We start from the raw sequence: 21582 nt of genomic DNA on the forward strand, positions 1-21582 counted from the left end.
ACAGCCCCCGGAGCCGCGGTCAGTCTTTCTGATCACGCAGGACGTTGCCGGAGGCGCCGTCGATACGTGCTTCATAGACGGTGCCATCGGACTTGCGGCCTTTGACTTCCCAATAGCCATCGTTGTCTGCTTCGGCCGCGTAGACCTCGATGTACCCAGCCTTGGTCTTGGCGACTTCAATGGCCTTCTCGATGGTGATCCAGCCAGCGCCAGGCTTATCGGCCAGGGCTGCGCCGGCACTCAGCAGAGCAGTGGTTGCACACAGGGCAGCTAAGGTTTTCTTCAACATGTTCGTTCTCCATTGTGGGAATGACGGACGCGTGTCCTCGATTTTCTGAGGTTTTCAAACGAGAATAAGTTCCAATTGATGTGCAATCGCCATGATGGTTGTTCTCGCCGTCCGCCTTGGGAGGTTAGAATGAGCGAAATCAGGATGAGCCAATGAGCGATAAGCCCCTTTCAGAAGCCGAATATGACGCCATCACCGACGCCGCCGCGCATTGGTGCATGCGCCTGCATGCCAGCGATTGCACGGCAGGCGAGCGTCAGGCGTTTGCGCAATGGCACGATGCGCATCCGCTGCACGCTTTTGAATACGCGGCCATGCTCGAAGTCTGGGACGTGGCCGACCACCTGCCGCGCAGGGCGCCTGTAACGCCGGTGGTGCAGTTGACGCCGCGCAGGCGCGTGCATCGCTACGCGGTGGCCGCCGCTATTTGCCTCGCCGCGTTGCCACTCGCTGCCTTTACCGGTTGGCAAGCCGGCTGGCTGCCCAGTTCGTATGAGCACTTTGAAGCCAATGATGGCCTGCGCAAGGTCACCCTTGGCGATGGCAGCCAGGTCGAATTGAACCTGGGCACTGAACTTGTTTACCGCCATTACAAGGACCAGCGCCGGGTCACGCTGAACAAGGGCGAAGCTTTTTTCAAGGTCACCCATGACAGCAATCACCCGTTTATCGTACGGGCGGGCGAAGGGCAGGTTCGGGTCACGGGTACACAATTCAACGTCTGGAAGTACGAAGACCAGGTGCGGGTGATGTTGCTTGAAGGCTCGGTGCAGGTCTCAAGTGACACGCTGCACGCCAGTGTGCCGCTCAGCCCTGGCATGCAAGCCAGTTATCACCCCGGTGATGTGGCCCCACACGTTGCTGCGATCAACCCCAATGACGCAGCCCTTGCGTGGCGTCAGGGAAAGCTGGTGCTCGACAACCTGGCGCTGGCCGATGCGTTGCCGCTGATCAACCGCTACCTGAGCAAACCGGTGCTGCTGGCAGACGCGAGTACCGGGACGATTCGCATCGGCGGCATCTACAACATCAACGAGGTCAACAACCTCATCCCCTCCCTGCCCAAGGTTTTGCCGGTCTACCTGACCCAGAACCAGGACGGCAACCCCGTACTCAATTCAATCCCGCGTAAAGCACCCAAAGGCTGACCGAGCTGTTTGCCGCCTCCGTTTCAGGAGGCCGGGGACAGTTCGGCCGCTATTTTGCAGCGCAGTGTCCACTTCTGTTACACCGCGCTGCCCTGCATCGCCCGTGCCGCACAGGGTCAAGGGTTTCTGAGGTTGAGTGTTACAGCGTTGATACAGCTGAACCAAATCCGCGCAGCATGGTCGGGGTTGACGGCCAGCAGATTGGCCAGGCGGGTGAGTGTCTCGCTGACGTTACAACAGTGCCACTACTTTGCCTTCTATTAAATTCAACCAATTGAATAATAAAGATAAATAAAAAGCGGCACGGCTTCTGCTCTAGTCCTTACAGCGCTGCTCAGGTCAGCGCGCCCCATAAGGAACGTTGCCGTGGACACACACAATCCAAGCTTGCCAAGCCTCTTGCTGATCAGCGCTTTACTGAGTGCAAGCGCGAGCCTTCCCGTGCTCGCCGGCGACGGGGTGATTGTGATTGAACGCCAGGTCCAGCCTTACGCGATGGGCCGTTCACGCGGCATTGACCCCTACCCCACTACCGTCAATGCCAACCCGTCGGCACAGATCATGCGCGCCGCCAACGGCGAACTCAGCGACAACGACATCGCGGGCATCAGCAGCGGCGCAAGTATCACCCGCAGTATTTTGCCGGGCGGCAACCTGCCAGGCCTGGGCAATACCGGCAGCGGCGCAGGCCTTGGCGTCGGCAGTGCGGCCGGGCACGGCAGCGGCAGCGGCAGTGGCAGCGGTATTTCCGGCACGATTAACGGCGCGCTCTCCAGCGGCCTTGCACCCCTCAATAACCTTGGCGGCATGGCCGGGGGGCGATGAGATGAAGCATTCCTGGATGCTGATTGCTGCGCTCGCTTGCACAACCGCAATGGCCGACAGCAATAACAACGCGACGATTGATAACAGCGGCACGCAGTACAACGGCGTTGCCTTGATCAACCAGGCCGCCGGGGACCAGCAACAACTGAGTAACAACCTCGCCATTACGGTGGGCCACAACGCCGCGTCGAGCCTCACCGTCACGCAAACAATCAGCGGCGCAGCGGCCGACCGCTCGCTCAACGCCAAGGCCGCGATCCAGGGCAACGCGTTCAGTCATGGCAACGGTGCACTGAGCGTCAACCAGTCCGCCGGCGCCCAAAACCAGATGATCAATGCCGTGCGAATCAGCGTCAGCGCTGGCCCGCAAAGCATCGACGACAGCGTCATGTCGCAGCAGAACGTTGCGCTTGCAACCGACTCAGGGTTGACCTCTACCACTGGCAGCCGCCAGGTCGCGACCAGCGACCAGGCCTTCACCGGCAGCCGTGGAGTGGTGCAGGTCAACCAGAGCGCAGGGGTGGGGAACCAGGTGGCTAACACCCTGAACTTAAGACTCAACTGATCGAGCTGAGTCTTCGCTACACCGTATCAACACACTTAACCTACTCATTAGAAGCAAGGGGATACACCATGAAAACTACAATGGCTCTGAAACCACTGGCTTTCGCTCTGGCTGCACTGATGGCTGTTGCTGCTCAAGCGAGCGGCCCTACCACCACGTCTAACGCGACCGCGAATGACGGCCAAAACAACCACGGCAACGTGGTGCTCAATGACAAAACCGAAAACAGCGCGTCGGTTAACAACTCGCTCAACAACTACAGCGGTGTGGTCGGCAACAACACCCTGAGCGGCGATAACAACCAAGGCAAAAACGACGTTGCAATCACCTCTGGCGATGCCGATTTCGTGTTTGCCACGGTTAACTCCAAGCAATCGTCCGGCGGCAACCTGGTGATCAACAGCGCCAGCAAAAACAGCGCCTCGGTCAACGACAGTGGCAACAACGGCTCGGGCATCATTCAGTCGACCGTCGCCTCGGGTACGTCCAACCAAGGCAGCAACAGCACTGTCATCAACTCGGGCAACGGCAAAGCCGGCAGCGCCACCGTCAATGCCGTGCAAGACGTGTCGGGTAACCTCAGCGTCAACCTCAGCAGCGGCAACGGCTATTACGGCCAAAGCAAAGCCGTGGCAAACAGCGCCAGCGTGAACAACTCGTTCAACCACGCTTCGGGTGTAGTGGGTACCAACACCCTGTCGGGTGGCAACAACCAAGCGCAAAACAACGTAGCAATCACGCGCTTCTGATGCAGATCGGGCCTTGGCAACAAGGCCCTTTTTATTTCCAGTGTCCAACAGGCGATTCGATCATGCGGCGCGTTACCTGCCTCCTTCTGCTAGCACTCACCGGCCCGACCTGGGCGGCGCAAATGGCCGTGGTCATGCCCAACGGTGCGGTGATCTACAAGAAAGTCGAGAGCCTGCGCGAGCGCAAGTTTGCCAACCTGGTGGAACAGAAAACCGATTTCAGCTGCGGCGCCGCCGCGCTGGCGACCATCCTGCGCCAAGCCTACTGGATGGATGTGGATGAAGACCACGTCATCAAGGGCATGCTGGTCAACGCTGACCAAGACCTGGTGCGCACGCAGGGTTTTTCGATGCTCGACATGAAGCGCTACCTGGAAAGCATCCAGATGCGCGCCAAGGGCTACCGCGTTGAGCCGCACGTGCTGGTGACCCTGAAAGTGCCGGTTGTGGTGCTGCTGGACATTCGCGGCTACAAGCATTTTGTGGTGTTGCAGCGTGCCGACAACGACTGGGTGTATATCGGCGACCCCGTGCTGGGCAACAAGCGTTATACCAGGGACGATTTCGTCAAGGGTTGGAACGGCATCGTGTTTGCCGTCATCGGCGAGGGCTATGACAAGGCCAACGCCCTGCTCACACCGGCTGCACCGCTGACCGCCAAGGGCCAGTTGAACGCCTTCAGCCCGGTGCGTGACAGCGAATTGATGGACTTCGGGTTTATCCAGAGCGACTTCTTCTAGCAGCGCAACAAGGGGCAGGACGCTCCAGGAGCAGACGATGAACACCCTACGCTGGCTGACGCTGATGTGCCTGGCCACCTGCGCACCGGCTTATGCCGCCTCGGCATTCAAGCCGATCGAACTCAGGGACGCCGAAATGGCCGAGCTGCGCGGACGTTATGTGATGCCCGGGCGCATTATCAGCTTTGGCATTGTGATGAGCAGCACCTGGACCAACGCCGCCGGCGCCAGCGTGACCGGCACCGCCAACATGCAGATCAACGCAACTACCGTGGCGCCGCAGTTTTATGTGCAAGTCAGCGGGCACGATGGCGCAGGCTCAGCCAAGCAAGCCGATGGCACCGGCACGGTGGTGGGTGGCGCAGGCCTCGGCACGGGCCAAGGCGTGGTGCAAAGCGTGCGCGCGGCCGGTGACGGCAACAGCGCCACCAATGGCGTCGACATCAACGTGACGCGCAATGGCCTGGCACCCGCCAACTATGTGCAGTCCGGGCAAGCGCTGGTGGCTGGCCAGCCGATTACCGGCAGCACGGCTGCCGGCCAAGTGACGGTAACCGCGCAAAATGGCGGGCTGCAACTCGCGCTCCAAGCCAATAACAATCAGGGCAGCGTATTGCAGCAGATCGGCGGTGGCGCCGTCAGCCAAGGCACGATTATCAAAGGCGATTTCAACGCCATTGCGAACTCGACCCAACTCAATGTGGTGCTGGGCAGCAACGGTTTGAACAGCCTCACGCAGAACCTCAACCTTGAGCAACTCAAGGGCCTACGCCCTTCCGGTTACTGAACTACGCTGAGCCACGACACTTACGCATTAAAAAATGGGACGGCTTATTTCATGCATCGATCTTTATCGTTACATGCCGCTATATGTTTAAGCACGCTCCTGCCCGCATCCGCTCTCTACGCCGCACCGGATGCCGATATAGAAACCTTGAAACGCGAGCTGCTTGAGCTCAGACAACGCTATGACATGCAGCAAAAAGCACTGGCGGTACTGGAGCAACGTGTACGCCAGGTAGAAGACCAACCCGCCGCACCCTCCCCTAAACGCTTGGTCAAGTCACCCGCAGACTTTCAGAAAGGCGGCAGCGCCGTGGCCGGCCAAACGCCGGGGGTGGGCGCCGCAGCGGCGTCGGGCGGTGCAGGCAGCAGCAGCTCCTACGGGCAAAGCCTGAAAGACGATTCGGCACCGGCACAAAGCGTGAGCAACCTGTATAACGAGGCCAGTGGCTTTTTCGGCAATGGCCGGTTCAGCCTGGAAACCGGCGTCACCTATTCCCGCTACGATGCGCGCCAGTTGTCGCTCAACGGCTTTTTGGCGCTGGACTCGATCTTCCTCGGCAATATCAACCTGGACCGGATCAAGTCCGATAGCTGGACGCTGGACCTGACCGGGCGTTACAACCTCGACAACCGCTGGCAATTCGACGTGAACGTGCCGGTGATCTACCGCGAATCGACTTACCAGTCCGGTGGCGCCAACGGTGACTCCACCGCAACATCCGAAGCCTCGGTCACGCGAGACCCGACCATTGGCGACGTGAACTTCGGTGTCGCTTACAAATTTCTCGATGAAAGCGCCAACCTGCCGGACGCCGTGCTGTCGGTGCGGGTCAAGGCGCCGACCGGCAAAGAGCCGTATGGCATCAAGCTGATCGAACAAGCGCAGAACAACAACCTCGCGGTGCCGGCCAGTTTGCCGACCGGTAACGGTGTGTGGTCGGTAACGCCAGGTATCTCGCTGGTGAAAACCGTCGACCCGGCGGTGCTGTTCGGTTCGCTGTCGTATACGCATAACTTCGAGGAGTCATTCGGCGATATCAGCCCCAACGTCAACCAGAAAGTCCCCGGCAAAATCAGCCTGGGTGACAGCTTCCAGTTGGGCCTTGGGGTCGCTTTTGCACTCAACGAGAAGATGAGTATGTCGTTTTCCGTGTCGGACCTGGTGCAGCGCAAAAGCAAGATCAAACAGGGCGGGCAAGACTGGCAATCGGTGGTTTCCAGCGACGCCAACGCCGGTTATTTCAACGTCGGCATGACGATTGCGGCCACGGACAACCTGACGATAGTGCCGAACTTGTCGATAGGCATGACCGATGACGCGCCGGACTTTACCTTCAGCTTGAAATTCCCGTACTACTTCTAACCAGCCACACGCAAAAGCCGCGCAACGACCCGTGTCGTTGCGCGGCTTTTGGTTTACCGCTGCTAGCGAATCTGGTGCTTGTGCAGCAACCGGTAGAACGTCGGCCGCGAAACCCCCAGCACACGGGCCGCGACACTCATGTTGTCGCTGTGCCGGTTGAGCACATCGCACAGCGCCTGACGCTCGGCGCGGTGCTTGTAATGCTCCAGCGTCGCCATGGGCAAGGCGATTGCGCGCGCGCCTTGCAAGCCCAGATCCGCCGCCTCGATCTGCCGCCCTTCCGCCAGCACCAGGCCACGGCGCACACGGTTGGCCAGTTCGCGCACATTGCCCGGCCAGGGGTGCTGCCCCATGGCGACCAGCGCATCCTCGCTGAAACTGCGCGGGCGCCGGCCGGTTTCCTGACTGTAGAAACGCGAAAAGTGGTTGGCCAACATCGCCACGTCGCCATGCCGCTCACGCAGCGGCGCGGTCATCACTTGCAGCACATTCAGCCGGTAGTACAAGTCTTCGCGGAAGGTGCCCTTTTCGACCGCGGCTTCGAGGTCGACGTGAGTGGCCGCCAGCACCCGCACATCCACCGGGATCGGCTGGCTGCCGCCAACCCGCTCAATGTGTTTTTCCTGCAGAAAACGCAGCAGATTGGCTTGTAATTCCATCGGCAAATCGCCAATTTCATCCAGGAACAGCGTGCCGCCGTTCGCCGCCTCGATGCGCCCGACCTTGCGCTGATGGGCGCCGGTAAACGCGCCTTTCTCGTGGCCAAACAGCTCGGACTGAATCAGGTGTTCGGGAATTGCGCCACAGTTGATCGCAACGAACGGCTTGGCGTGCCGCTGGGATTTGCGATGCAAGGTCTTGGCGACCAGCTCTTTGCCGGTGCCGCTGTCGCCGCGAATCAGTACCGGGGATTGCGTGGGCGCCAGTTTGGCGAGCAATTTGCGCAAGTCGCGGATAGAGCGGCTGTCGCCGAGCAATTCATGTTCGGGCTCGTCCACCAGCGTGTGGCCTTTGCCGCGCAGGCGCGCCATGCCGAAGGCACGCCCCAGCGTGACCTGCACACGAGACACATCAAACGGCAGCGTGTGGAAGTCAAAGAACCATTCGCAAACGAAATCGCCGACGTTTTGCAGGCGTAAAACATCCTGGCTGAGCACGGCGATCCATTCGGTGCCACTGCGGCTGATGAGCTCTTTGACCGCCTCCGGGCGTTCAAAATGAAACGGCTGCAAACGCAACAGGCCCACATCACATGAGCGGTCACCGACCGCACTGAGCGCACAACTGTCCACTTGCCACCCGGCGGTGCGCAGGCCGGGCAACAGCGCGTGACAATCATCACAGGGGTCAACCACAAGCAGGCGGCGCTGGACAGGTGTAGTAACCATGACTATTCCTTGGCGCCAATATCGTTAAAATTATTTATAAACAAGGATTTGTAGTGACTGGGGCTCACACTATCAAGATATTGACGCGGCCTTTGTACCGTTTCGCTATAAGTGCGGGCAAAAAGCCACCTCTGTCGATTTCAGGGAAAAAAGTCGAGGTTGATCGACACCTGAATTGCGCCTCTAAAACAGCCGCTTAGATGACTTCAATCACGCGAGCTTAAAATTTCTTGCTCTAACATGTGACCCGTACCCCGCCATCGTGCATCAGTACAAGTAACTCGCCGTGCGGCCCGCCCAACCGACGGCACTCACTTGATTGGGCAATTAGAGAGAAGAACCACATGAACGCCCCGCTCCGCATCAACGAAGCTCTTTTGATCGCAGACCGTGCTTTCCAACCCTTTCAGTGCGTGGCCTGGCACGATGGCAATGGCGCACTCAGCCTGAGCGTCATCGACCGCACCAATACCCGTATCGGCAGCAAACAGCTGTCTTCGAGCACCTATACCGATGCAACCCAGCTAGAAGATTTGTTGCTGCAGGCGCGTGCCGAACTCGACAAAGATGGCTATCAGTTGCAGTCGTGGGCAATGCCCAAGTAAATCGATGCAGCCACTTCCGATCATTGCCGTTGTGCAACAACAATGATCGGAAGAATGACCGGAAGTTAGCGCTTAGTGCGCGGCCAGCATAAACCGCTCGATGGCTTGCGCAGCGCCATCCTCGACATTACTGCCGGTAACGACGCTGGCTTGACGCTTCACGGCTTCTTCAGCCTGGCCCATGGCAATCGAGAACCCGGCGACATTAAACATCGCCGGGTCATTGCCACCGTCACCTATCGCCGCCGTGTGTTCCAGCGCGACACCGAGGTGCGCAGCCAGGGTTTTCAAGGCGTCGCCCTTGTTCGCTTGCATCGCGGTCACGTCCAGGTAAATCGGTTGCGAACGCGATACATGCGCCAGCCCCTGCACCTTGGGTTGCAACTGCGCCTCCAACTCGACCAGCAACGGCGCGTTACGACTGGCCGCAACGATCTTGTCGACCCGATCCAGGTACGGCTCGAAACTTTCCACTACCTTCGGCCCGTAGCCGAGGCCAGCCGCCTCGACGGCAACCATCGGCCCCGGCGGGTCACGGCGCAGCCAATCACCGTCGGCAAACAACCAGACTTCAACGTCCGGTTGCCCTGAAAACAGCGCCAGCGTCACCAGCGCCGCCTCGGCCGGCAGATGGTGCGCCAACAGCACGCTGCCATCCGGGTTGATCAACGTACCGCCGTTAAACCCCGCCACGGGCACATCGATGCCGAACGCCTCGACCATCTGCAACATGGCCTTGGGCGGGCGCCCGCTGGCCAGGCTGAAAAACACCCCGGCGGCGCGCAAGGCACGCACCGCGTCGAGGGTGCGCTGGCTTGGCAGGTGATCGGGACCTAACAGCGTGCCGTCCATGTCACTTAATACAAACTGGATGGGATGCACCGGAACGTCACTCATCCGAGGCTATGCCACGTGCGACCATCGCGGGCGAGCAAGGCATCGGCAGCGGCCGGGCCATCTTCACCGGCTTTGTAGGCTTGAATGCCGTCATCCTGCTGCCAGGCATCAAGGAACGGCTGCACCGCACGCCAGCCATTTTCGATGTTGTCGGCACGTTGAAACAGGGTCTGATCGCCGGTCATGCAATCGTAGATCAGGGTTTCGTAACCCGTCGACGGCTGCATCTCGAAGAAATCCTTGTAGTCGAAACCCAGCTCGATATTCGCCATTTCCAGGGTTGGCCCAGGCTTTTTCGCCAACAGGTCGAACCACATGCCTTCATTCGGCTGGATCTGGATTTTCAGATAGGTCGGCTTGAGTTCATCCACGTCGGTATCGCGGAACTGCGCGTACGGTGCGTGCTTGAAGCAGATCACGATTTCAGTGTCGCGAATGCTCATGCGTTTGCCGGTGCGCAAATAGAACGGCACGCCGACCCAGCGCCAGTTGTCGATCATCACCTTGAGGGCGACGAAGGTTTCGGTGCTGCTGTCAGGCGCTACATTCGCCTCTTCACGGTAACCGGGAAGCTGCTTGCCGCCAATTTCGCCAGAGGTGTATTGGCCACGTACCGAGTTGGCGCGCGCATCTTCCAGCGACCAGGGGCGGATTGCGCCGACCACCTTGGCCTTTTCACCACGCACCGCATCGGCGCCAAACGCCGCCGGCGGCTCCATGGCCACCATCGCGAGCAACTGGAACAAGTGATTGGGCACCATGTCGCGCAGCGTGCCGGTTTTTTCGAAGAAATTACCGCGGGTCTCGACGCCGACGGTTTCTGCCGCCGTGATTTGCACGTGATCGATGTAATGGTTGTTCCAGAATGCTTCGAACAGCACGTTGGAGAAACGGCTGATCAGGATGTTCTGTACCGTTTCCTTGCCCAGGTAATGGTCGATGCGATAGATCTGTTTCTCGCTCATGACGTTGAGCAAACTGGCGTTCAACGCCTCGGCGGTGGCGAGGTCCGAACCAAACGGCTTTTCGATCACCACGCGGCGGAACGCTTCATCGGTTTCATTCAGCAAACCTGCGCTGCCGAGGCGCTGCACCACTTCACTGAAGAAGCGCGGTGCAGTGGCCAGGTAGAACACCGCGTTGCCGGTGCCGCTGTCGGCGATCTTCTTGCCGATGTCGGCGTAGGTGCTGTCGTCGAGAAAGTCGCCCTCGACGTAACTGATACCTTTGGCCAACTGCGCCCACAGCGCCGGGTCGAGTGCGTCTTCGCCATTGCCCTTGACCTTGCTAGCGGCTTCGGTGCGAATAAAGTCTTCGAGCTTCTTGGCGAAATCGGCGTCACTGATGGCGTTGTGATCCACGCCGACAATGCGTAGGCCGTCGCCCAGCAGCCCGTCGCGACGCAGGTTGTAAAGCGCCGGCATCAGCAGGCGCTTGACCAGGTCGCCATGCGCGCCAAACAGGAACAACGTGGTCGGCGGTGCGGTTTCGGCCTTGGGTTTCTTGCCGTTAGCGGTCATTTTTTGGAAGTCTCCACGTGGCCGCCAAAGCCGAAGCGCATGGCAGACAGCATTTTGTCACCGTAGGTGCTTTGCTGACGGGAACGGAAGCGTGCAAACAACGACGTCGACAGCACCGGAACCGGCACTGCCTGCTCCATGGCGGCTTCGATGGTCCAGCGGCCTTCGCCACTGTCAGCCACGGAGCCGGAGTAACCGTCGAGTTTCGGGTCGGTGGCCAGGGCGTCGGCGGTCAGGTCGAGCAACCACGACGAGACCACGCTGCCACGGCGCCAGACTTCGGCGATGTCGGCGACGTTCAGGTCGAAGCGCTCGTGCTCCGGCAGGTTTTCCGAGTTTTTGGTCTTGAGAATGTCGAAGCCTTCAGCGAAGGCCTGCATCATGCCGTACTCGATGCCGTTGTGGATCATCTTCACGAAGTGCCCGGAACCCGCTGGGCCGGCGTGAATATAGCCGTGCTCGGCGCGGGTATCAGCGCTGGCAGAACGGTCCTTGGTGCGCGGGATGTTGCCCAGGCCAGGGGCCAGGCTGGCGAAGATCGGGTCGAGGCGCTGCACGGTTTCGACGTCACCACCGATCATCATGCAATAGCCACGTTCCAGGCCCCAGACGCCGCCGGACGTGCCGACGTCGACGTAGTGCAGGCCTTTTTCCGACAGGGCTTTGGCGCGGCGTATGTCATCTTTATACATGCTGTTGCCGCCGTCGATGATCACGTCACCGTCTTCAAGCAGCTCACTCAAGGTATTGATGGTGTCTTCGGTGGGTGCGCCGGCCGGCAGCATCACCCATACCGCGCGCGGCTTTTGCAGCCCGGCTACCAGAGCCTCAAGGTCGGCGACGCCGGTGGCGCCCTCTTCGCTCAAGCCTTTGACGAATGCTTCGTTACGGTCATATACAACGGTGGTATGCCCATTGAGCATCAGGCGCCGTGCGATGTTACCGCCCATGCGGCCTAGTCCGATAATCCCCAGTTGCATGTGCTGATGCTCCTAACTACGTAATAAATGTGTGACATAGTTTATAGCGCAATGAGGCTAATGAGGGTTAGTCCAGAGCGGATCCGTGGAGTTTCATGACAAAAAAGTCGAACGTTTCAGCAACACCCTGCAAAAAGTCACAGCGACAATCAAAAATAAAAAAGTTCCATTGGCTCAAAAAAGAATTCAGAATTGCCTCGACTGTTGCCGAAAACCTCGACTAAAGCGTTTCGGCACCGCGATTTACCGGCTATTTGCGAGGTAAGCAATGAGCACAGCACCCATGACACGCCCGCCACAGACGCTTTACGTTACCGTCCGTCGCGATGAATTGCGCCAGTTGAAAGACCAGCGCGATCAGCTTCAGCAAGAGGTCCTGCGCCTGCGCTCACACCTCCAGGCCCAGCTGGATCAGCCTTCAGGCGCACACCCTGCGCTGTGCTGAAACCGGCGTTTGAGCACTGTGTAAGATAACCCACACGAAAATCTCACAAAGTTTTCACATCTACCTCCCGATACTCCCGCCCTCAAAGGCTACCCCATGCATGGGTGGCCTCTGTTGCGTGCGCTGTTGCGCGTCAACTGCAAAATGATCGGGTTGGAGCACTGGATGGCGATGTTCAAACGCAGCACCAAGTCTGCGAAAGGTTTTGACTGGGCAGGCCTTGGCTGGCTGTTCATGTTTTTCTGGTATTTCTCGGGTATTACCCAATTACTCATCCAACTGACCGGCACGTCCGGCTTCAGTGGCTTTCGCCAAGCCTTCTTCCTGAGTGCGCTGTGGTTGGCGCCGATGCTGCTGTTCCCGCGCCGTACACGCTTGCTCGCCGCCTTGATCGGCGTGGTACTGTGGGCCTGCTCGATGGCCAGCCTGGGCTATTTTTTCATCTACCAGCAGGAGTTTTCGCAGAGCGTCATCTTCATCATGTTCGAGTCGAACATCTCTGAAGCCGGCGAATACGCGACCCAATACTTCGCGTGGTGGATTGTGCTGGCGTTCATCGCCCATACCGCTTTGGCTGTTTGGCTGTGGAGCCGCCTGCGCCCGGTGTACCTGCCGCGCGGCCAGTCGATTTTGGCCGCCACCGCGATCGTTTTGGCGGTGGTCGGTTACCCGTTGGTGAAACAGATTGCGACCAACCCGACCATGGCACTCGCGATCGACGGTTTTGAATCACGTGTAGAGCCCGCAGTGCCCTGGCAGATGATCGTCGCCTATCGCCGCTACACCGAGCAGCTCAACAGCATGCAAGGCATGCTCACCAGCGCCAGCCAGATTGCGCCCTTGAAGAACCTCAAGGACAGCATGGCCGGCCAGCCGTCGACCCTGGTGCTGGTGATCGGCGAATCCACCAACCGCCAGCGCATGAGCCTTTACGGTTACCCGCGCGACACCACGCCGGAACTGGACAAGCTGCGCGACCAACTGGCGGTGTTCAATAATGTCATTACCCCGCGCCCCTACACCATTGAAGCGCTGCAACAGGTACTGACCTTCGCCGACGAAGAAAACCCGGACCTTTACCTGAAAACGCCGTCGATTGTCAGCGTGATGAAGCAGGCCGGCTATAAAACCTACTGGATCACCAACCAGCAGACCATGACCAAGCGCAACACCATGCTCACGACCTTTTCCGAACAGGCCGACGAGCAGGTGTACCTCAATAACAACCGCAACCAGAACGCTCGCCAATACGACGGTGACGTGCTGGCGCCTTTCGCCAAGGCACTGGCCGACCCCACCGAGCGCAAGTTCATCGTGGTGCACCTGCTCGGCACCCACATGAGCTACCAGTACCGCTACCCGCCGACCTTTGACACGTTCACCGATCGCCAGGGCGTACCGGCTGGCGTGAGTGACGAGCAACTGGCCACCTACAACAGCTACGACAACGCGGTGCGGTACAACGACTTCGTGGTCTCCAGCCTGATCAAGGACTACGCCAAAACCGACCCGAATGGCTTTTTGCTCTACCTCTCGGACCACGGCGAAGACGTGTTCGACTCGCCAGGCCACAACACCCTTGGGCGCAACGAGGGCAAGCCAACGGCGCCGATGTACACCATCCCGTTCATGGCCTATGCCTCACCGAAATGGCGTGAAACACACGACTGGAGCTTCGCCAGCGACCTGCAGCGGCCTTTTAGCAGCGCGCAACTGATTCACACCTGGGCGGATCTTGCCGGGCTGAGTTTCGATGAATGGGACCGCAGCAAAAGCCTGGTCAACGACAGCTTCAAGCCGCGCCCGCTGATCATTGGCGATCCGTATATAGCCCAGAAAAAGGGCTTGATTGACTTCAGCCTGATCAAGCCGAAGAAGCCAGACAGCGCCGAGGTAGTCGCCAAGTAGTCGCCAAGTAGTCACGGCTCTGAAACATACAGATAACAACAATTCTCGTTTAGACCTAAAGTCGCCCCACTCCTTTCGTCTTTGATCCATGGCCTTCCCTTTCCGGGGTGGCCTCAAAGACGACAAGGAGCTTGCCCCGATGTTTGCGCCTTTTACCCGTTCCATGACCTTCACCCTTGGCCTGTTCAGCGTAACACTGAGCCCTGAGTTGCTGGCTGAAACCGACCCCGAACACACCCCGACCAACGCCCTGCAATTGGGCAGCACGCGCATCACTGCCGAAGGCCTGGGCGCGAATACCGAGCACACCGGGGCCTACACCACCGGTTCGATGAATACCGCGACCAAGCTGAACCTGTCGATCAAGGAAACCCCGCAATCGATCTCGGTCATCACCCGTCAGCACATGGACGACTTCAACCTCAATACGCTGACCGAAGTGCTGCGCCAGACCACCGGGGTCAACGTGCAACACTATGACTCCGACCGCGCCGCCTATTCCTCGCGGGGTTACGGCATCAGCAATTACCAGATTGACGGCATGCTCAATACCTTCGGCTACATGAAGTCGGACGCCGACACCATCATCTACGACCACATTGAGGTTGTACGCGGCGCCACGGGCCTGACCACCGGCGCAGGCGACCCCTCGGCCACGGTAAACATGGTGCGCAAGCGCCCCACTGCGCAGTGGCAGGCAAGCACCTCGGTGAGTGCCGGCAGCCATGACAATTACTACAGCTACGTAGACGTGGGCGGCCCGCTGGCATTTGACGGCAGGTTGCGCGCACGCACGGTGCTGGCCTACCGCGACAGCAAGTCATACCGTGATAACTACGCGCTGCAGCGGTCGGTCGGCTACGGGATTCTGGAAGGCGACATTTCCGACGATACCGTGCTGGCGGCAGGCTTTGACTACCAGAACAAGCAAGTACAAGGCACCACGTGGGGCACCGTGCCTTACTGGAACAGCGAGGGTGGCAAGGCCGGCCTGTCGCGCGCAACCAACATGGCGGCAGATTGGAGTTCCTGGCCGCTGACCGACAAGACCGCGTTCGCCACGCTGGACCATCGAATCGCTGGCGACTGGCACCTCAAGGCGGCCTATACCCATCGGCGAAGTGACACCGACGGCAAGGTGTATTACGGCGGCGCGGGCTTCCCCAACGCGGATCGCAGCGGCATGCAAGGATGGTCCAGCCATATGCTCGGCACCTCGAGAATGGAGGCCATAGACCTCAACCTCGCTGGCAGCTATTCGCTGCTCGGCCGCGAACACGCAATGATGATGGGGTATGGCGAAGCCGCGCAACGCGATGCTTCACCCTTCCTGCGCAGAGACCCATCACCTGACGGATACAGCAACATTGAAGACTGGAAATACATGGGCGGGATCGGCAAATTCCCCGACACCGTCACGGGCCTGAAGGGCGAACACAGCAGCAAAAAACAGAAAGCCGGCTACCTGGCCACACGCCTGAGCCTGACGGACCGTTTGCACGCCGTGCTCGGCAGCCGCTACGGCAGTTGGGAACTGCAAAGTGCAACCCCCGAATATGATGCCAACGACCAATTGACCGCGTCCGACAAAACCCGCCAGGTGCACAACGATATGTGGACGCCTTACGCCGGGCTGCTCTACGACATCACGCCGGAGTACACGGTTTACGCGAGCTACACCGATATTTTCAAGCCGCAAAGCGCGCGCGATGTCGACAAGAAATACCTTGAGCCGGTGGTGGGCAGTAACTACGAGGTCGGCCTCAAGGGCAGCGTGCTGAACGAGCGCCTGAACCTTGCGGCGGCGTACTTCTGGAGCACCCAGGACAACGTCGCCGAACTGGACGATTCGGTGCCGCCGAACCCTGTCACGCGTGAGGAGTACTACACATCCGGAGGTAAAGGTAACAAGGTCAAGGGGTTCGAACTGGAGGTCGCCGGTGAAGTGATGCCCGATTGGAACCTGACCGCCGGCTACACCTACACCCACTCGGTGTACGGCTCGGGCAAACGCAACAATACCCAACAGCCGCTCAACCTGCTGAAGGTCTCCAGCGCTTACCGGCTGCCAGGCGTTTGGCGCAAGCTGACCGTGGGCGGCGCGGTGAACTGGCAGAGCGATGTCTATGATTTCAGCAATCGGCCGACCGGCGCGCGGGACGACAAGGGAAACCTGATCACCACCCGCGCCAAAATCGCCCAGCAGGCCTACGCCGTGGTCAACCTGATGTCACGCTACCAGTTCGACGAGCATGTTTCGGCTTCGGTTAACGTCAATAATCTATTTGATAAAAAATATTACGAGCGCGTTGGCTTTTATAACGGCGTGTATTGGGGTGACCCGCGCTCCGTGACACTTGCGCTGGACTGGAGGCTTTAATTAGCCGCCTTGAGGTTAACAATATTGTTAACCTCAAGGCCCCTTTGCGTTAACTCCCACTTAACAAGGTGCCGCCAGACTCGCCCCATGAATCTGATCAAGGACGAGGCGGATACCGATCACACTTAATGGGAATACCTCAATGAAACTCTCGACGTTGATGCTTGCTACCTTGATGACGCTGACCTCTGCCGCCGCCTTTGCAGAGGGCGGTTCAGAGCGCTCCAAGGAGTTTTACAACAACTTCGCCTTCATGCAGCAAAAGACTCACGGCACGACTGATCCAACGGCGCTTGCCGATGGCAAGACTGTTAAGCCGAACACTGTCGAACAACCCAGTGCAGAACAACAGCCTGCCAGCTGATTTAATCGTTAGTTAACCCGCATCACCCTTTGCCATTCCGCTCCATTGGTAAACAGTTAACTTGGCGCCTTAAGTGGCGCCTTTTTTTGCGCTTTATTTATTAAAGCGGTTTACTCCAGGACAGCATACGCCCATGGGCCGGATCAAAGGTCGACTGATCAAAACCGAACTTGCGATACGCTGACTGTGCCACATCATTGCCCTCAAGCACCTCCAGCGTGATCTTGCAGCAACCTCGCTGACGGGCGATTTCCTCAACCTTCTGCAACATCTTTTGACTCAACCCCAGGCCACGAAACTGATTCACCACCGCCACGTCGTGAACGTTGATCAACGGGCGGCAAGCGAACGTCGAGAACCCTTCAAAGCAATTGATCAGCCCTGCCGGCTCGCCGCCGACAAACGCAAGCACGCTGAACGCATGCGCGCGCTTGGCCAGCTCCGCCGGCAGTTGCTGCAAAAGGTCGGCGGTCAAAGGATGACCGCCGCCCATTGGGTGTTTAGCGTATTGGTTGAGCACCAGGCCGATGGCCTCGGCGTGCACGGGGTTGGTGTAGCTGGCTTGCAGCACCAGAATATCCGGGGTATCCATTGCCTTCCTCAATAACCACAACAAGGGAATCGGTTCCCTTTGAGGCACACGATTGTAAGCCTGCAGCCGGCGCCGGATGAAGGAGATTAAACACAAATGCCCGACTGAAAGGACTAAGAGTGTGCGTATCCAGCGCCGACATTCGGCGTGTACGACGGTTTTTCCTACGTCCCGAAGCGTTGCAGTTGCATCTCTTGCAAGCGGCTCAGCGTGCGCCGGAATGCAAACTCCAGGTAGCCTTCGGTGTAGAGACCTTCCAGCGGCACTCGGGCCTCAATGAACAACGGCACCTTGCGGTCATAGCACTCGTCCACCAGCGCAATGAAACGCCGCACACTGTCATCGTGTACCGACAACTGCGGCAACTCGCGATCCCCGGCCACCACGCGCTGTGCGGCGTCTTCGGTGCCCCGTGCGATCCGGCCCGGGCGCTGTTGCGCACTCAGGCTGGGCACCTCGCCAAGCAGAATCGCCTTGAAGCGATCGCACAGCAGCATGAAGTCCATGGCCGCCAGCGGCTGCTCGCACAGGTCGGCATAACGACACCAAAGCAGCGTATCGCTGGACTGCACCGCCACAACCGAGCGAAAGCCGACACTGACCGGGCCGCGACTGGCCGGCTGCCCTGCGCTTAGTGCGTTGAAAACCGCACCAAGCGCATCCGGCTGCCGCACCCAATAGCGCTGCACGGCCGCGCCAGGGTGCAAACGATGATCTTCATCGCCGTCGACCGCCACCACCTGCATATGCTGCCTGATCGCCTGAATGCCCGGCAGAAAACGCTCGCGATTGAAACCGCCGGCATACAACTGATCGGGAGGCTGATTCGAGGTGCAGACCACCACCACGCCCTCCTCGAACATCACTTGAAACAAGCGCCCCAGAATAATCGCATCGCCAATATCACTGACAAACAGCTCATCGAAACACAGCACACGCACTGCCTGGCTGAGTTCACGCGCCAAGACCTGCAACGGGTCCTGGATGCCGCTGAGCTGAAACGAACGCTGATGCACCCAGCCCATAAAATGATGAAAATGCTGACGCCGCGCAGGCACGCGCAGGCTTTGATAAAACTGGTCCATCAACCAGGTTTTACCGCGCCCCACCGGCCCCCACAGGTAAACGCCGGCTGGCGAAAGGCCTTGGTGCAAGGCCTCGTGACAGCTTTGCAGGGCTTGCACCGCCCGGTGCTGGGCCGCGTCGGTGACGAAGCCTTGCTGGGCGATGGCGTGTTGGTAGGCGGCTAGAGGCGAGTCAAAAGTCATGCGTGCGATTATGGCTTACCGAGAGATAACCTGGCCGTAAAATCTTGCCTTGCGCGCGCAACAGGTAAAGCTGGGGCGGCTTGGCAGAGGCAAAAAAGGTTTTAGGAGCAGAATTTGGCCGTGGTTGATGAGGGAAACCCTGACGATTAAGTGCTCCCGCCCTGAATCAGAGAAAATTCCACTTAGATATAGGAAGTTTCCTGCATATTTTCGTTTTGTATCTTGTTTAACCTGAGTTTTAGCCTCCGCACGCTCATAGGCGCGTGAGTTCGGCTACTCCAGGGTCGACAAGGAACAGGCGAATGTTAATGAGCAAATGTACCGCATTGCCTACGGCGATAGGTCCGTGCAACTTAAGGCCTCGCTATGACGCCTATGTTTAAAACGCTTGTGTTGGGGGCCAGCGTAGTTCTGACAACAGGCTGTGCTATCGGGAAGTCGGAAAGTTTCACCTTCATGGCTGACTTTCCTCCTGACTTCACTTACGAGGCAGTCGCCAGGTACGCACCTGCCAAGGGAGAAACATGCACGGTTAAAAAGCCTCACATAGGTTACAACCAAAGATGGCACCTGGATTATAAAGAACGCTACAAGCGTGACTTGGAAATCCCTATCTATCGCACCGTTGAAGGTTGCCCATTAGTCATCTATCGCGTTGAACTTAAAGTTTATGGCGCTTATGGAAAAGCGCGTGGCGACTTCGGCGCAGATTCAGCGATGATTATTATCAGGGAGCAACTGGAGGAGCAGTATAAAGGGGCTTTTGACTCTACCGGACAGGGCGCGATAAATGGCCAGTGTCAATGGCTGTTCCGCACGCAAGGGCCAAAGCGCCGCCTTTCGAAGGGGCTCGACTGTAAAAAAATTGATGATCAGGGCGTGGTGACTAAAGGGCGTCCTGTAGGGGCTTACACCTTGGATCAACTACCGGGTAAAACCGTAACGCTGAAGATCAAGTTGGCTGAAGAGGAAAGGCCAGGCTGGGGTGATACATGGTTCAAAGTCCCCAACGGTTGGAAACGTTGCAGGGGCGAAGGCCCCGAAGATCAACGCGGTTACTGCCGTGGCAATTATAAGGACTTCAGCAGCTTTAAAATGCCGGATGGGCGTAGTTGCACTATTTATCCAAGCTGCACAGAATAAGGAAGCTTCAATGAGCAAGTTGGATGATGAGCTAAAGCACCCGTTAAATAGCCGTATGCTAACATGCCCTATTCGAGGCAAATGGACCAGCTTTCAGTTAGTTGATGAAAACGGTGAGGGACAGCCATATGCAGGACTTGCCTACACAGTTATTGATACAGAAGGTTATGTATACGAAGCCAGGCTCGACAGCAGTGGCGCGGGCAAAGTAAACGACCATTTTGCGGGCCCCATCACCTTAATTCTTGCACATAAATATACTGGCACAGCCCGCCCCTACGAGGATCTACAGCGGCGCAAACACTACCCACTCCCAATCACCGAACTGCAAGTTCGCGCCGAGCAAACCCACCACCTTCATAAAGACGGCTCGCGCACTTCAACAAACCCCGCACAAGCGTGTGCAGACTTTTTCTTCCAGGTCGAAGTTCGTCATTTCGTCGATCATGTTGCGCATTTGCCGCCTGAAGTCGAGTGCCAATACCCGGCCATGCGGCGCTGGGCTTCACTGATGGGCGAGCATGGAAAACGCGGGGTCTGCCTGCTCGCGAATAAACACAGCGTGTTGGAGGTTCGCCCTTTACGGGCCCTGTGTCCGATGCTGTCTACAGACCCGCAGTTCTGTGCGCTGAACCTGTATCAGCTCGCCATTATGGCCACCTTGAGCTACCACCCGTTTGGGCAGGAGCCCGACAAGCCACCCATCAGAGACAAGAATGTTAGTTTCCCGAGCAAACCAGGCATGGGTAACTGGTTCGGTGATGCGTTGGCCAAATTCGATGAAATCTGGACAGTGGACCCCTCCCAAACCACCGCGTACTACCCGCTATACGAAGACGTGCCGTATTCCAAACGTCTGGAAATCGTACCGTTTGACCCTGATCTGTACCCAGCGAACAGCCCGGATTTAGAAGAAAAACAGGAGCACCCGGCCAGCATTCACTTTCTGGATGATCGAGACCAAATTGATAACACCGACACTCAAGCATTCATCACGCACAACGATGAGTTGGTTCTAATTTCCGTACGCGGCACCAATGAAATAATCGCGGACGCCCTGCGTGATGCCGATGCACTCCAAGTACCCTTTGTGGAAGGTGTGGGCAACGTCCACCGAGGATTCTACGAGGCTGCACTCAAAGTCTACGAACTCACGACCCAGTATCTCGAGAAGTTCTACACCGGCCAAAAGCTGATCATCTGCGGTCACAGCCTGGGCGGTGCCATTACCTTGCTGCTCTCGGAAATGCTACGCCGCAGAGAGGATTTTGACTACGACATCACGCTCTACACCTACGGCGCCCCAAGAGCGGCTGATGCCACCTTCGTAAAAGCGGCCGCCAACCTGGTGCATTACCGCATGGTCAACCACAACGACCCGGTGCCCAGCGTGCCCGGCACATGGATGAACACAAAAACCCCGGTCTACGCGACTGGCGCCGCCTTAACCTTCGTAAACGTGCCTGTCGGCCTCTCGGTGTTCGTAGCGGGCATCACCAACCTCAGCGGCGAGCCGTATGAACACCACGGCACATTACGCCACTTCCTCCCGGTGGAGTTGGGCGGCAAAGAAACCTCTTCCATCCTCTGGCAGCCCGGTTGCGACACCATTACCCAGCACGCCGCC

The 21582-nt window shown here is 58.3% G+C and carries 21 protein-coding genes; 14 read left to right on the top strand and 7 right to left on the bottom strand.

The window, feature by feature from the left end:
* Window positions 1–19: 19 nt before the first annotated feature.
* Window positions 20–289 (bottom strand): PepSY domain-containing protein, encoded by a 270-nt coding sequence (locus tag AO240_RS19110; RefSeq protein ID WP_058411255.1) that lies wholly within the window; start codon window positions 287–289, stop codon window positions 20–22.
* 152 nt (window positions 290–441) lie between these two features.
* On the opposite strand from AO240_RS19110, the gene AO240_RS19115 reads away from it, so the two are divergent.
* From AO240_RS19115 to AO240_RS19145, 7 genes are all read left to right on the top strand, one after another.
* Window positions 442–1437: a FecR family protein gene (locus AO240_RS19115; RefSeq protein ID WP_099238336.1), complete on the top strand. Its 996-nt coding sequence runs from the start codon at window positions 442–444 to the stop codon at window positions 1435–1437.
* A gap of 366 nt (window positions 1438–1803) precedes the next feature.
* On the top strand, window positions 1804–2262 hold the full coding sequence (locus AO240_RS19120; RefSeq protein WP_099238338.1) for a hypothetical protein: 459 nt from the start codon (window positions 1804–1806) through the stop codon (window positions 2260–2262).
* 1 nt (window position 2263) lies between these two features.
* Complete coding sequence (locus AO240_RS19125; protein ID WP_099238340.1) at window positions 2264–2827, top strand: adhesin; 564 nt, start codon at window positions 2264–2266, stop codon at window positions 2825–2827.
* 68 nt (window positions 2828–2895) lie between these two features.
* Window positions 2896–3576 carry a heme utilization protein gene (locus AO240_RS19130; RefSeq protein WP_099238342.1) on the top strand — a complete coding sequence of 227 codons (681 nt, stop codon included), beginning with the start codon at window positions 2896–2898 and terminating at the stop codon, window positions 3574–3576.
* 62 nt (window positions 3577–3638) lie between these two features.
* Window positions 3639–4316 carry a C39 family peptidase gene (locus tag AO240_RS19135; RefSeq protein ID WP_099238344.1) on the top strand — a complete coding sequence of 226 codons (678 nt, stop codon included), beginning with the start codon at window positions 3639–3641 and terminating at the stop codon, window positions 4314–4316.
* A 37-nt stretch (window positions 4317–4353) separates the two neighbouring features.
* A complete protein-coding gene (locus AO240_RS19140; protein ID WP_099238346.1) occupies window positions 4354–5103 on the top strand; it encodes a hypothetical protein in 750 nt (249 codons plus the stop codon).
* A gap of 51 nt (window positions 5104–5154) precedes the next feature.
* Complete coding sequence (locus tag AO240_RS19145) at window positions 5155–6465, top strand: transporter (protein ID WP_099238348.1); 1311 nt, start codon at window positions 5155–5157, stop codon at window positions 6463–6465.
* A 62-nt stretch (window positions 6466–6527) separates the two neighbouring features.
* Here the strand turns inward: AO240_RS19145 and AO240_RS19150 are convergent, their stop codons facing one another.
* A complete protein-coding gene (locus AO240_RS19150) occupies window positions 6528–7853 on the bottom strand; it encodes a sigma-54 dependent transcriptional regulator (protein ID WP_099238350.1) in 1326 nt (441 codons plus the stop codon).
* A gap of 344 nt (window positions 7854–8197) precedes the next feature.
* Between AO240_RS19150 and AO240_RS19155 the strand changes: the two genes are divergently transcribed.
* Window positions 8198–8458 (top strand): hypothetical protein, encoded by a 261-nt coding sequence (locus AO240_RS19155; RefSeq protein ID WP_058411264.1) that lies wholly within the window; start codon window positions 8198–8200, stop codon window positions 8456–8458.
* A 72-nt stretch (window positions 8459–8530) separates the two neighbouring features.
* On the opposite strand, the gene AO240_RS19160 is transcribed toward AO240_RS19155, so the two are convergent.
* Genes AO240_RS19160 through gnd form a run of 3 tightly spaced genes read right to left on the bottom strand, consistent with a single transcriptional unit; the run spans window position 8531 to window position 11855 of the window.
* On the bottom strand, window positions 8531–9355 hold the full coding sequence (locus tag AO240_RS19160; protein ID WP_099238352.1) for an HAD family hydrolase: 825 nt from the start codon (window positions 9353–9355) through the stop codon (window positions 8531–8533).
* Window positions 9352–10875, bottom strand: a complete 1524-nt coding sequence (gene zwf, locus AO240_RS19165; RefSeq protein ID WP_099238354.1) for a glucose-6-phosphate dehydrogenase — start codon at window positions 10873–10875, stop codon at window positions 9352–9354. The genes AO240_RS19160 and zwf overlap by 4 nt, the downstream gene beginning before the upstream one ends.
* Window positions 10872–11855 (bottom strand): phosphogluconate dehydrogenase (NAD(+)-dependent, decarboxylating), encoded by a 984-nt coding sequence (gene gnd / locus AO240_RS19170; RefSeq protein ID WP_099238356.1) that lies wholly within the window; start codon window positions 11853–11855, stop codon window positions 10872–10874. The genes zwf and gnd overlap by 4 nt, the downstream gene beginning before the upstream one ends.
* A gap of 283 nt (window positions 11856–12138) precedes the next feature.
* Between gnd and AO240_RS28665 the strand changes: the two genes are divergently transcribed.
* The 4 genes from AO240_RS28665 to AO240_RS19185 all read left to right on the top strand — a co-directional run bounded on the left by AO240_RS28665 (window position 12139) and on the right by AO240_RS19185 (window position 16952).
* The gene (locus AO240_RS28665; RefSeq protein WP_162839866.1) at window positions 12139–12300 is read left to right on the top strand and encodes a DUF6026 family protein; all 162 of its coding nucleotides are present in this window, start codon (window positions 12139–12141) and stop codon (window positions 12298–12300) included.
* 165 nt (window positions 12301–12465) lie between these two features.
* Window positions 12466–14208: a phosphoethanolamine transferase CptA gene (locus tag AO240_RS19175; RefSeq protein WP_099238372.1), complete on the top strand. Its 1743-nt coding sequence runs from the start codon at window positions 12466–12468 to the stop codon at window positions 14206–14208.
* A 139-nt stretch (window positions 14209–14347) separates the two neighbouring features.
* Window positions 14348–16588 (top strand): TonB-dependent siderophore receptor, encoded by a 2241-nt coding sequence (locus AO240_RS19180; protein ID WP_099238358.1) that lies wholly within the window; start codon window positions 14348–14350, stop codon window positions 16586–16588.
* A gap of 142 nt (window positions 16589–16730) precedes the next feature.
* Entirely contained in the window at window positions 16731–16952 is a 222-nt protein-coding gene (locus AO240_RS19185) for a hypothetical protein (RefSeq protein ID WP_099238360.1), read from the top strand.
* Between the two features lie 100 nt (window positions 16953–17052).
* On the opposite strand, the gene AO240_RS19190 is transcribed toward AO240_RS19185, so the two are convergent.
* Together AO240_RS19190 and zapE are read right to left on the bottom strand one after the other, a co-directional pair.
* A complete protein-coding gene (locus AO240_RS19190; RefSeq protein ID WP_099238362.1) occupies window positions 17053–17544 on the bottom strand; it encodes a GNAT family N-acetyltransferase in 492 nt (163 codons plus the stop codon).
* A 164-nt stretch (window positions 17545–17708) separates the two neighbouring features.
* Window positions 17709–18812, bottom strand: coding sequence for a cell division protein ZapE (gene zapE, locus AO240_RS19195; protein WP_099238364.1), 1104 nt, complete (start codon window positions 18810–18812; stop codon window positions 17709–17711).
* 366 nt (window positions 18813–19178) lie between these two features.
* Between zapE and AO240_RS19200 the strand changes: the two genes are divergently transcribed.
* Together AO240_RS19200 and AO240_RS19205 are read left to right on the top strand one after the other, a co-directional pair.
* Window positions 19179–19955, top strand: a complete 777-nt coding sequence (locus tag AO240_RS19200; RefSeq protein ID WP_099238366.1) for a hypothetical protein — start codon at window positions 19179–19181, stop codon at window positions 19953–19955.
* 10 nt (window positions 19956–19965) lie between these two features.
* Window positions 19966–21582 (top strand): lipase family protein (locus tag AO240_RS19205; protein ID WP_099238374.1); only part of this gene is annotated, 1617 nt, incomplete at its 3' end.

The organism is Pseudomonas sp. ICMP 460, from assembly GCF_002723595.1.
In the GTDB taxonomy this organism is placed as follows: Bacteria; Pseudomonadota; Gammaproteobacteria; order Pseudomonadales; family Pseudomonadaceae; genus Aquipseudomonas; species Aquipseudomonas kitaguniensis.

Coding starts and splice junctions, on each gene's coding strand:
- AO240_RS19110 (WP_058411255.1), bottom strand. CDS start 289: ATGTTGAAGAAAACCTTAGCTGCCCTGTGTGCAACCACTGCTCTGCTG.
- AO240_RS19115 (WP_099238336.1), top strand. CDS start 442: ATGAGCGATAAGCCCCTTTCAGAAGCCGAATATGACGCCATCACCGAC.
- AO240_RS19125 (WP_099238340.1), top strand. CDS start 2,264: ATGAAGCATTCCTGGATGCTGATTGCTGCGCTCGCTTGCACAACCGCA.
- AO240_RS19130 (WP_099238342.1), top strand. CDS start 2,896: ATGAAAACTACAATGGCTCTGAAACCACTGGCTTTCGCTCTGGCTGCA.
- AO240_RS19135 (WP_099238344.1), top strand. CDS start 3,639: ATGCGGCGCGTTACCTGCCTCCTTCTGCTAGCACTCACCGGCCCGACC.
- AO240_RS19140 (WP_099238346.1), top strand. CDS start 4,354: ATGAACACCCTACGCTGGCTGACGCTGATGTGCCTGGCCACCTGCGCA.
- AO240_RS19145 (WP_099238348.1), top strand. CDS start 5,155: ATGCATCGATCTTTATCGTTACATGCCGCTATATGTTTAAGCACGCTC.
- AO240_RS19150 (WP_099238350.1), bottom strand. CDS start 7,853: ATGGTTACTACACCTGTCCAGCGCCGCCTGCTTGTGGTTGACCCCTGT.
- AO240_RS19155 (WP_058411264.1), top strand. CDS start 8,198: ATGAACGCCCCGCTCCGCATCAACGAAGCTCTTTTGATCGCAGACCGT.
- AO240_RS19160 (WP_099238352.1), bottom strand. CDS start 9,355: ATGAGTGACGTTCCGGTGCATCCCATCCAGTTTGTATTAAGTGACATG.
- zwf (WP_099238354.1), bottom strand. CDS start 10,875: ATGACCGCTAACGGCAAGAAACCCAAGGCCGAAACCGCACCGCCGACC.
- gnd (WP_099238356.1), bottom strand. CDS start 11,855: ATGCAACTGGGGATTATCGGACTAGGCCGCATGGGCGGTAACATCGCA.
- AO240_RS28665 (WP_162839866.1), top strand. CDS start 12,139: ATGACACGCCCGCCACAGACGCTTTACGTTACCGTCCGTCGCGATGAA.
- AO240_RS19175 (WP_099238372.1), top strand. CDS start 12,466: ATGGCGATGTTCAAACGCAGCACCAAGTCTGCGAAAGGTTTTGACTGG.
- AO240_RS19180 (WP_099238358.1), top strand. CDS start 14,348: ATGTTTGCGCCTTTTACCCGTTCCATGACCTTCACCCTTGGCCTGTTC.
- AO240_RS19185 (WP_099238360.1), top strand. CDS start 16,731: ATGAAACTCTCGACGTTGATGCTTGCTACCTTGATGACGCTGACCTCT.
- AO240_RS19190 (WP_099238362.1), bottom strand. CDS start 17,544: ATGGATACCCCGGATATTCTGGTGCTGCAAGCCAGCTACACCAACCCC.
- zapE (WP_099238364.1), bottom strand. CDS start 18,812: ATGACTTTTGACTCGCCTCTAGCCGCCTACCAACACGCCATCGCCCAG.
- AO240_RS19200 (WP_099238366.1), top strand. CDS start 19,179: ATGACGCCTATGTTTAAAACGCTTGTGTTGGGGGCCAGCGTAGTTCTG.